This window comes from Arenibacter amylolyticus, from assembly GCF_002150785.1.
Taxonomy (GTDB): domain Bacteria; phylum Bacteroidota; class Bacteroidia; order Flavobacteriales; family Flavobacteriaceae; genus Arenibacter; species Arenibacter amylolyticus.
In genome coordinates this window covers 1-10,758 of sequence record NZ_MTAZ01000039.1, presented here as the reverse complement: position 1 = coordinate 10,758, position 10,758 = coordinate 1, and the positions used below count along the sequence as shown (strand labels likewise).

Below are 10,758 nucleotides of genomic sequence, written 5' to 3'. Positions count from 1 at the left end.
CAAAACTCCCTTCCTTTTTTAAACGTTTAGGACGCTATTGGTTCCGTATTTTGAATTTTCCATCTACTTTTTACTGGCATCAGTAAAATTGCTATCACTTTTGATATTTTATAGTAGATGAAATTGGTAAGCTCTCTGACCGTATGCTTGTTCAGGTAATTGTACCCTGTATCCAGCAGTAAACTAAAATGAATCGATCGTGTTTTCTTGTAAATCATAAACATGGCTACGGTTAGTACCGCAAGCATTGACTGTAACCCTTCAAAAGTCTTCATTTGAATGGATTCTAATTTGTATTGCTGCTTTACATGCCTGTGGTATTCTTCTATTTTCCATCGTAGACCATACCCTGTAAAGGCCCATTTTGCCACTTCTCTTGCAGTGGAGAGTTCGCTTTTTACAAGCAAATAACATAGTCCTCCATGCTTTTCGTCCCGTGAGACTACCAGCCACAATTTATGTGCCCTGCCTTTGATGGTATAGGTTATGGGTATGGCCCTATTTGGTAGCGCTTCAAAACAGGCTTGTGTTTCTTGATCTTGGTCACACTTTGGGTAATTGAGAAGTCTATTTTATTTACAAGGGCACTTACTTGATATTCCTGTTGCTTATAACTAACTTTTGTGTTCCTTTTTAAACGGATGATTGCTTGGAAACATTCCCCGATAAAGAAATCCCTTAATATGGTATTGTCCGCTCCGCGATCAAAGACCCAGCATCCTTTTTTGCCAATGTGATCCTTGACCTGTCCTACAGCCTTCTTTATCTCGTTGTTACTGCTCAACGCCCCCATTTCATAACTGTATGCCTTACTGAATAGGGGCACCATTGTTTTGTCGGTGCCGATCGCATTTATATTCAGAACATTGTACCCAAGGCCGATCTTACCGGTATCGCCGTTTTTCACCAACTCCAGACCTTCCATGTGCTTGGCGTACTTTTTGCTGATATCGGTACCGTCCATGAGGATAAAATCATCTTTAGATATCCCGGAAGAGACAGAGTTTAAATGGGAGTCCAATACTTTTACCGCATAATCTTCCTTAAGGTATTGAGAAGCTAAACGCTTACAAACATCCTTGAGTTTTAAGGGTTCCCTTAGGGATGCTGCTATTTGATTCACAAATACAGATCTTGATTTTAATATACCTATGACCATATCCTTTAAACAGCGTAACTCCGGCTTGGTAAATAGGGTTGTGGATAAAAAATAGTTGCTCAACTGGGTTTGTATTTGTTTTGTTAGTACCTTGTCCATCGAACTGTTTTTAAAGTGAGTGTTTTTTTTGCAACAATAAATTACAGCTTTTTAAACAGTTTTCTTATTTTAAATCACCTCAAAACACTAATAAAATCAATACTTCAACGATTATCTAACCCTATTTTCAGGGGATGGCTAGTATAAGATTACCCCTTTCCCAGCAGGGTACCTAGAGCATTTAACGCATAATCGACTCTACCCAATTACAGGTTTAAACACAATATCATCGTATAAACAGCCTATTCCCCACCATATTTCTTCTCCTTTCAGGGGGCACATGGCAACATCGCTAGCCTGCTTACAGCGTAAGGTTCACAAAAAATCATTAGGTATTTAACTCCTCGCAGCAATGATATGTTCTACAATTTCCTGAAAAATGCTTCTCCAGGAATCCACTTTACCCAGTTCTTTTCCCATTCTCACCACAATGACCTTTTCCGTAGGGAAAACGAATAAAAATTGCCCTAGATGACCGGTCCCTGCAATACTATTAATTGTGAATCCCGATTGGGTTTTATCGGCATAGATCCACCAAAAGTTACGGTAATATAAATCCGCGGAAAAATCGGATAATTGATACTCTTCGGAAATATCAAAACTATAGTCCATCCATTCTTTGGAGATTAATTGTTTGTTGTTCCAACGTCCATCATTCAACACCAGTCGTCCAAACTTAGCAAAGTCAATGGCCCTGATATTTAATCCACTTTCCATTTTTGTCATACCAGACCGCTCACTATCCATACTCCAGGAACCAGCGTACTCCATGCCTAGCTCATTCCACAAATTCTCTTCAAAGTATTTAGCTGCTGGGAGATGGGTTACGCTTTCCAGTATCATCCCTAGCAGAATGGGATTATAGGAATTATATTTAAACCTACTTCCAGGATCGTATTCTAAAGGCAATTCTAGAACCCGCTCCCTTAGTTGTGGATGGTAATAAGCCTTGGGCTTATCTCCCCAAGGTAGATCGTGATCTTTAAACTGAATGCCACTTTGCATATCCAACAACTGCGAAATAAGTAGGTCGCTATAATTGGTGTCCGTTTGCAATAAGCCTGGGATATAGTACCCTACTGGGTCCTTTACATCATTGATAAAACCATCATCAATAGCGATTCCTGTTAAAAGAGAAGTAATGGATTTAGCAATCGAAAAAGAGGTGTTTATAGAATTTCTACGATACCCATTTAGGTATTGTTCATATAATATGGTATCATTTTTAATAATTATAAATGCAGTAGTACCCGTTTTTTTTAAGAGAGGCAATAACTTCTGCTGTTTCCCCTCCTTTATACTTACCATTAAGTGGTTTAAATTACTATCTATCTTTGATGGAAAATAAAAGGGATTGGATGCTGCCTTAAAGCTATACTTGGGAAATTTCTGATGGTCTTCAATGTCAGACGCCCTCCATTTTATATACCTCCCATAATAACTTTCCGTACTACTGGCAATATATACAAGAGCCAGCGCCAGCAGGATAAATAATACTATGGATTTTTTTTGTCCCATCTTTATAGCTTGGTTGTCTATTTCCTAACGAACATTTCCCCTAGCCATCCACAATCAACCCACCGGTCATTGTCATGAGCAATGGGTGCCCCCAAAAAACTGTAAGGTGGGTTGGGTAGCTGTTGGATTTCAACTACTTAAAGTTACTTAATTTCGAGGAAGTTCTACTAGCCATGAAACAGTATTCTTTTTTGTAAAGTCTTAGAAAAACAAGCTAATTCCTCCCTTATACAAGGAGTACAAAGACCAGGAATCTACCAGGGCATGGCCTAAAATAATGGCATAAAGATTTTTTTTACTCAAATAAAATGAACTCCCAAATACGATTGCAGCCAAGAAAATTCCAGTGACACCCACAATTCCCTGAAAGCTGTGGGATACTCCAAAATAAAACGCTGTTACCAACACCACCAAAACCTTATGATATTGAAGGTTTTTGAAAAGTTTTTCCAAAACGTAAAATGTAAAACCACGGTAAAAGATCTCCTCGGCGATTGCTGCGCTCAACATAGCTTTCCACCAATAGTCCGTAACAAAAGCAGCATTTCCCTTTAAATCCCCATACGCAGAGACATCCACTTCCGTATTTAACAATCTTTCCATCATAGGATTAACAAGATTGCTAATGCACACCACTATGGTAATAGCTATTATGAATCCCCAAATGACGGTATTTTTCCATCTGGGCCAATCCAGTCCAAGTAACCCCAGATCATGGTATCTCATTGCCATATACGCCAATATTATGGCTGCAATTGTGGGAACTTTCCACGGAAAAGGTATTGGTTTAAAATAAGAGATCGCAATTAAGAAAATAAACACCAAAACATCCAAAAAGGTGGATTGGGACAACTTCTTTAGGGTAACCATTGATCTTGTGTTTTTAGAAAAAAGGTTTAAAAATACAAAAATCAGAAAATCACCCAAAAGCGTTATTAAAATTACACTTCCCACCTTCAAAGCTGTTTAGAATGATATTTCTTTCAAGATAATGACTTGCACTACGAGTAAGTCCCGATTAACTTACCGCTAAATAACGAAGAACACCTTAGCCGCTACTAGTCCAGTTGCCAACGTAGCTCCCTATTCCTATTGCTTCATTGAGAAGCCTGTTTTCTGAAGCTGCAAAAAACAAATTTTTGAATGGTATTAAAAGGGGTTTTATGATCTACGCTTATACAATTTATCTTTTCAAAATAGTTCTTCAACCGGTCTGCCATGGTAGTTTAGGAGTACTGTATAATATCGATACCACTACATTTTTTGGGACCTTGCTCGGAAAATGTACCTATCACCAGAAACCCTAATGGGTTTATGCTTTTAAAATCGGTTTCCAAATAATTGGCAATATCCCTATCATCGGTCAGAAAGTGAAAGGCAGCACGGTCGTGCCAAAAATCATATTTCTCCGTTGGTATAAATGACGACGCATCTGCGACGATCCAGGTAACCTTTATAGCTCTTTCCCCTAATCGGTCTTTAGCTCTTTCGATAGCAGCTGCTGAAATATCGAGGACCGATATATGCTGATACCCCAAATCGAGTAAAAGATCTACCAGATAACAACCCCTCCCCCGATATCGATCACTTTGGCATTTTTGGGGACTTTAAAGTGCTTAAAGAATTCCAAGAAAGTCTCTGGAGTTGACCGAATCCAACTAACCTCCATTAATTCCTTGGTTTGATAGATATGCTCCCAGTGCTTCTTTCGATTAAATTCTTCCATTTTAAAAATTATTAAGGTTCGCAACAACCTGATCGATTTAGGTTGGCCTCTAAACTAGGCTTATCTTTTGCAGCGGTAAACATAATTGATGAAGGGAATGAACACCCCTAAATTTTGGTGAACGAGCATGCTTTTCCAAACGGTGTATTTTTTCTCTAATAGGAAGTTAGGCGAATTATTATTCGCAACGTTTGGCCATTGCTCTTACGGGAAAGGAACCAATCCCTTTAATTTTTGGTGGAATCGCACTAAACTTCAATCGACCCTCTGGCAGGGATTGCAAATTGGTAAGATGCTCTACGATTAGGGTATCCGCGCCTAGAAGAATGGAGTGCACTGGCCTTTGTTTGCCTTCGGTATTATCCACATTCAAGGAGTCTATACCTACTAGTTTAACTTGGGCATCCTTCAAAAATCTGGCACAAGTAGCGGTTAGGTGCGGATGCCCTTCAAAATACTTTTCCGTATTCTAGTGTTGGTCCCATCCGGTATGGAAAAGTACCGCCCGATTGTTGATATCATAGGAGTCTAGATGCGCTTCAGTAATTTTCAAATTTTCTTTGTAGGGGACACTCACCACAACGGCATCTAGGTCTGCAAAGTGTTCCAGGCCCATTTCGGTGAAGTCCTTTCCGTGGGCAAAACGGTGAAATGGGCAGTCAATGTAGGTTCCGGTATTTGCGACCATTTCTATTTTCCCAATTTGGAATTCGGTCCCTTCACCATATATCTTTTTAGATTCCTCCCTACTTAGATAATCACAGATAATGGGGGCGGGTAATCCCTTGTAAGTGATGAGTCCGTCATGGATCGTATGACTCAAATCAATCCATTTTCCCTTTGTTTCCATTTACAGTTGAAGCTTAATTGATAAGAGGTCCTGTTTATTTTAACTTTCAATCAGTTGATTATAGCGAAATAATCCTTGGAATTTCCTTCTATGGTATTTTTAAGGTTCATAAGATTGGTTTCCTCTTGTCCTTTAATAAAACCTCCCATTAAGGCCACTAAAGATTTGGATACCATCCCATTTCCTTTGCAGTTGGTGTTAGAACTAATCTTTGTTTTTCCATCCACAGCCTCCATAACGAGCTTATAATCCATATCCATAAAGTCTGACGTAAATAGCATGGAAATAGATTGGTTGGGTTTAATATCCGTTATGGTTTCTCTTATTACCATCTCTTGGCCGTCGTCCATAAAATAAACATCCGATACGGAACCCACCTCCCCTGGAGTACCACTTATAGGTTCTATTTTCTGAAACCCCTCTAACCATTCGGACATTTTTTCTTCGTCCTGACTAACGGCCCAAGATTCAGCTAGTGGTTTGTCTACCATTATATCGTATTCATACGTCAATTGTGGTTTAACGACCCCAATTAGTAAGAATACCATAACTAACATGGCAAAGGTTCCAAGAATATACTTTAGGTATTTCATGATTTTTCGTGGTTTAGGTTAGCTTAAATATAAAAGGAAAATATTATAACGCATGACCAAAAGAAAATTCCTAGGCCTACTTTAAGGCAATAGGTGTTACTTTACTTGGTTATTGGCAGTTCCTTTATGGTAGAATGAAGATGGATTATTCTCCATTTACCCGCTGTTTTCTTCCAAATTTTGGTTACATACTCCAATATTTTAATATGCTCGTCTTTAGGATATTCTAAAGTTCGGATTTCATATCCGGAATTTACGGTTAGCGGATAAATAGTTACTTCATTGGTTGTAGCTTTTTTAAATGGCCTTGGAATAGTTGTGCAAAATTTCCCGATCATCTTTTTAGAGGAAACCTTTCGTCCGTTTGCCAAAAAAGTTATGTTCTCCGCCATAAAATCCAATACCGTATCACAATCTCCTGTACGAAATGCATTTTGCTCGGCCATAACCAATTCTTGGATTTCTAGCTTGACTTTATCGGCATCAAAATCTTGACTCCTTATTACTAGCGAAAAGCTTAGAAAAAAGAAGGTAAATAATATTACAGTTAGCGATTTTCCCATTGTACTAATTTTAAGATATACCCTGTCACTGGTCACAGGAATAGCATAATACTATGCACCTACTTTCAGTCTCACTACCAATTCATTATTTATACTTCAATTTAAGAATTTATGTTTAAACAGGTGCTAATTTGGAGTCCCTATGTTTGGGGTGGGTCTTTCTGAACAGTTGGACGTTTTATAATTCTTCATTACCAACAAACTTCATAGTTCCTTTCTTCATGGAGTATTGCAATCATATTCCATGTCCAATCTAGTCCCTGATACTTATCCTTAATTGGCGGTAGTGCATTATTTTCTCCAAGCCGGACTTTCATTTCTTCCCAGAGTGTTGGTTAGTTGAACTCGCTCCTTCGTATCAATGTTTATTTTCGAGATATTATAATTTCCTCTATATCCCGCAGTATAAACAAGCCATTTTCCATCGGGTGACCAATCGGGTGAATAACATTCAATAGTATCGTTAGTTAGGTTGTATAAATTTGTGCCGTCAGAATTCATAATAAACAAATCCCATTGCCCATTAGTACTCCCATAAAATGCGATCTGTTTTCCATCAGGTGAAAATTTTGCTCCTGAATCATACCCTTCTTTAGTTGTCAGTCTTCTCACCTTAGAGCCATCGGAATTCATTAGGTGTATTTCTCCATTTGCAGCATGTGAAGTATCCGTAGCGTCGCGATATTGCCTTGTGAACAATATTTCTTGCCCGTTTGGAGACCAACTAGGACTTTCTTCATAATTTTTGTTTTGCGTGAGTGGCCTAACATTAGAACCGTCCTTGTCCATTGCATAGATATTTCGCGATAGAGAATCTCGATCACTCATAAAAACTAGGGTATTTCCATCTGGAGATACAACTGGGAGTACATCTACTGAGGTATTATTTGTTAACCGTTTTAAATCCGTTCCGTCGGTATTAACAGAATAAATCTCTGCATTACCATCTCTTTTGGAATAGAAATAAATACTTTGACCATCATTGGACCAGGAAGGGCTAAAGTCTAGAGAATCATTTTTTGTAATATTTCGTAGATTCTCTCCATTACTATCCATAATATAAATTTCTGCATTTCCATCCCTATTGGTCACAAATGCAATTTCCAGGTTGGATAAATTCTCATTTGCAACATGTACTTTCTTATTCTCTTTACAGGAATTGAAAATCAGAACAAGTATTAGGAATTTAATTGTTTCCATAAGCGGTGGATGGGTATGATCTAACTTTTATACGGCAAAAACCTAAAGCCCTTTACAATTTAGTCAATCTCCTCCAATCATCAAATAGGACAAGTATGAAATTTGCGACAACTAGCGTTAAACATCTAGATATTCTTGCAGTACGTCTACTAGGTAGGCCGATGCATTTTGTTTTCCTTTGCAATCGAAAAAACCATATAGATTACGATGATTGCCAAAGCATAAAATACACCTGTTGTAGTAAGTGATAGGTTCGTAAAATAGAGGTCTATATTTCCGTATCTAGGCAATCCGAATTGCGTGGTAGGGGATATTACATCAATCCCATTAAAGTGATATATGGTCATCCCTTCACTATAAATAAAAGGCAATGGAGCCGCTATCAGTAATAGGAAATTTCTTTTCCATAACGCCAATAAAATAAGGATAAGGAGCGTGGCGCCAATAGATGTATAGGCGAGATTAATCTTCATCTGGTTAGCGTCAAAACTAGGGACTTTGAAAGCGCTATCAGGAGAATGGATTGAACTGCCAATATTCACTTTTTGGGGCTCAAACCTACTTAAAGTAAGCTTTCCTTCTTTATCGAGAACATTCAAAGAATAAGAATATTTCCCACCTTCTTTAAAGGTTACCCAATATTTTAAATTGTACTCTGAAAACTCATTGTGGTCGCTTACCAACACAGCTTTACGTAACGCAGTTTCATGCTCCGCACCCTTCCAGGCTATCGCATTTTTTATTAGCCTATCTCTATAGGCTTGCGATAGGTTTTCGTCTAAATAGGATTGATAAAAATCGTTTGGAGTAAAGGTGTTGACGGATGCTTTAATCGCCTTCTCGGATTATTGCAGTATTGTAGCCGGTATTTCTTCTTTTTTAGAACAAGAGGAGCATAGCATAGTTAGTATTAGAAGATATCTATGGGTCGGATGGTGCATCTATTAGGTATTTTGATTTTTTGAATCCTCTTACAAAGTACAACTTATGAAAGATTTCCCCTAATAAAAAACATGTCTTTTAGTGCTTCCTATAGATCTCCCCTTACTTAATATGAAGCGTCAAGAAAATAATTTGCTCTATAGGATTGGTCACCGGTTTGGTTAGTTGGAACAATTCTTATTCAGCAGATCTTATGTTGGGTTGAAGACATTAAACTTAGCTGCAAAATCTAAAAACTCCCATTTATTCTGTGCAATGTACTTAGTGCACAAAAATCCGCTAGTGAATCATTAGAATCAATTCATACGTCAGAAGTTGAGATAATTCCTCCTAAGGCCCCAATGTTCGTTAAGTTAATTTTGTTGGTGATTAGGATTTGATGATCCTCTTATAAACTTTCCAATTCCTTTAAAGTAGTCAATGAAAGGTGATGGAAGATAAATAACTGGCTGCCTACCTTTGTCACCCACTTTGAAGCATTTATATTACCTAAGGCATCGTTATTTTTAATAAGAAAGATTTCCGAAATTTCAATTAAATCATCCAATCTATGAAGTAAATTTAGGTTATGATGTTCATTTAGCAGGTTTTATGGTTGCTTTTTGGATAATTCCATCAACACCTTCATTGCCTTCTCCGAGTCCTTTATATCCACGAAAATATGATCGTGATAATATCCAGCAATTACATTGCAGCTAATATTGTTTTTCGCTAATTCCGTTGAAAATATAGCAGTTATTAAACCTACTGCATCTAAGGATGAGTGAACCATAAGAGTAATCCACGAAGCTACATACTGATAGTTTAAATTAAGCCCGTCTGCCTTGGTTTTCTCAATAACAATAGTGGTTCCTTCTATTTCTTGGAATTCACAAAGGGTGTCGTTTCTATTAATCTCGTTAATATCCTTTACCGTAGCAAACACGTATTCCCCTAAATTGAGCTTGGGAGTCATTCCTTTTAATAATTTAGAGATATCCGTTTCCCCAGCCATTTAATTTCTGTTTATTTTCAACTTGCTACTACCAAGGGTCTATAGCGCGATTTAAGTCACATTTTATAGTATTAGCCCTTTTAGTCCCTTAACTGAAAGTCTATGGTAGAAACCACCCGGACAATCTTAATTTGAGGGGTATTTTCATCTCTGTCATTAATTGTGAAAAGCCCTTGTCTTGCTATCCTGATTTCCCCGACTTGTGAATTAGAATCACGGGCAAATTTCTTGGCCACTTCTCTGGCATTTTTGGTTGCCTCCTCTATCATAGAGGGTTTAAGATCATTTAATCCTGTAAATACATATTCAACTGGCTTCCATGTATTCTTAGATTCTAGTAAAATACCCTTGGACATAAGTTTCAGGGATTCAGAAAGCGCTTTTTGAAGCTTGTTAATATCCTTTGTTCTAACCGTAAACTCTGATTTAGCCAAATATCGGAATTCGCTATTCCTAGAATTGGAATTATATATATCTGCACGGACATCATTAATGTTGGTACTCCCTTTAGTAAGTTCGTTTTCCTCAAATCCTTGAGCAATAAAAAAATCATATACTTCCTTGTTTTGCTTTTCAACATTAACCTTTAGGGAGTTAAGATCATTTGCGGTGAGGGTAATGTTGATTGGCCAAACCGCTAAATCAGCATTTACTTCACGTTCTGAAAGGCCTTTTACTTGAACAAACCGGTCATACCTTTTGCCAGTTTTATGCATGTTTCCAATAAAAAATCCTGCAATGATAATTGATGCACCGAGTATTAAGGATTTTATCCAGTCTATTTTCATGATTTCTTAAATTTTAATAGTTGCAAACGGGAGTCTGCGCAGAAACCCCTTTTCGGTTAAATTTAAGTGATTTGTTTTGATTTACATGAAGGTACAATGGGTTTTACGGCCGATTCTTAGGAGGTACAATAAATTGGCCCGAAAAAGAAAGTGTCCCCAAAGTGCTGAAAATGGTCCATAGAGACCAAACGTTGAAGGTTCAAGCCCTTTTAGCCTGTTTTTGAGCTCCTTTGGGCCAAGTATGGACATTAGTCTCCTAAGGTTGTAACAGGTCATCATCAGGTTCACCTCCGAGAGCACGTGCTGCTTTCCTTTCATCAGGGTAT

The 10,758-nt window shown here is 37.9% G+C and carries 14 protein-coding genes; all 14 read right to left on the bottom strand.

All coding sequences use genetic code 11. The features are described from left to right. Positions 1-26: 26 nt before the first annotated feature. Positions 27-407 (bottom strand): transposase, encoded by a 381-nt coding sequence (locus BV214_RS13240; RefSeq protein WP_394334941.1) that lies wholly within the window; start codon positions 405-407, stop codon positions 27-29. A 77-nt stretch (positions 408-484) separates the two neighbouring features. Further along, complete coding sequence (locus BV214_RS13235; RefSeq protein WP_086477987.1) at positions 485-1,258, bottom strand: hypothetical protein; 774 nt, start codon at positions 1,256-1,258, stop codon at positions 485-487. A 336-nt stretch (positions 1,259-1,594) separates the two neighbouring features. Next, positions 1,595-2,776 carry a serine hydrolase domain-containing protein gene (locus BV214_RS13230; RefSeq protein ID WP_086477986.1) on the bottom strand — a complete coding sequence of 394 codons (1,182 nt, stop codon included), beginning with the start codon at positions 2,774-2,776 and terminating at the stop codon, positions 1,595-1,597. 201 nt (positions 2,777-2,977) lie between these two features. Next, positions 2,978-3,646, bottom strand: a complete 669-nt coding sequence (locus tag BV214_RS13225; protein ID WP_140157766.1) for a CPBP family intramembrane glutamic endopeptidase — start codon at positions 3,644-3,646, stop codon at positions 2,978-2,980. A gap of 356 nt (positions 3,647-4,002) precedes the next feature. Then, complete coding sequence (locus BV214_RS17160) at positions 4,003-4,314, bottom strand: class I SAM-dependent methyltransferase (protein ID WP_317045189.1); 312 nt, start codon at positions 4,312-4,314, stop codon at positions 4,003-4,005. A 14-nt stretch (positions 4,315-4,328) separates the two neighbouring features. Next, the gene (locus tag BV214_RS17155) at positions 4,329-4,502 is read right to left on the bottom strand and encodes a hypothetical protein (RefSeq protein ID WP_317045188.1); all 174 of its coding nucleotides are present in this window, start codon (positions 4,500-4,502) and stop codon (positions 4,329-4,331) included. Positions 4,503-4,971: 469 nt separating this feature from the next. Then, on the bottom strand, positions 4,972-5,352 hold the full coding sequence (locus BV214_RS16930) for a cyclase family protein (RefSeq protein ID WP_217868761.1): 381 nt from the start codon (positions 5,350-5,352) through the stop codon (positions 4,972-4,974). A 50-nt stretch (positions 5,353-5,402) separates the two neighbouring features. Beyond that, the gene (locus tag BV214_RS13210) at positions 5,403-5,945 is read right to left on the bottom strand and encodes an SRPBCC family protein (protein WP_086477984.1); all 543 of its coding nucleotides are present in this window, start codon (positions 5,943-5,945) and stop codon (positions 5,403-5,405) included. Between the two features lie 101 nt (positions 5,946-6,046). Beyond that, on the bottom strand, positions 6,047-6,508 hold the full coding sequence (locus tag BV214_RS13205; protein WP_086477983.1) for a YybH family protein: 462 nt from the start codon (positions 6,506-6,508) through the stop codon (positions 6,047-6,049). A gap of 291 nt (positions 6,509-6,799) precedes the next feature. Further along, positions 6,800-7,708, bottom strand: a complete 909-nt coding sequence (locus BV214_RS13200; RefSeq protein WP_086477982.1) for a TolB family protein — start codon at positions 7,706-7,708, stop codon at positions 6,800-6,802. Positions 7,709-7,857: 149 nt separating this feature from the next. After that, positions 7,858-8,181 (bottom strand): hypothetical protein, encoded by a 324-nt coding sequence (locus tag BV214_RS16675; protein ID WP_140157765.1) that lies wholly within the window; start codon positions 8,179-8,181, stop codon positions 7,858-7,860. Between the two features lie 1,058 nt (positions 8,182-9,239). Beyond that, a complete protein-coding gene (locus BV214_RS13190; RefSeq protein ID WP_086477980.1) occupies positions 9,240-9,644 on the bottom strand; it encodes an ACT domain-containing protein in 405 nt (134 codons plus the stop codon). 80 nt (positions 9,645-9,724) lie between these two features. Beyond that, the gene (locus BV214_RS13185; RefSeq protein ID WP_086477979.1) at positions 9,725-10,432 is read right to left on the bottom strand and encodes an SIMPL domain-containing protein; all 708 of its coding nucleotides are present in this window, start codon (positions 10,430-10,432) and stop codon (positions 9,725-9,727) included. An 81-nt stretch (positions 10,433-10,513) separates the two neighbouring features. Next, positions 10,514-10,758, bottom strand: a 245-nt coding sequence (locus tag BV214_RS16925) for a hypothetical protein (protein ID WP_217868752.1), incomplete at its 5' end; no start/stop codon positions are given.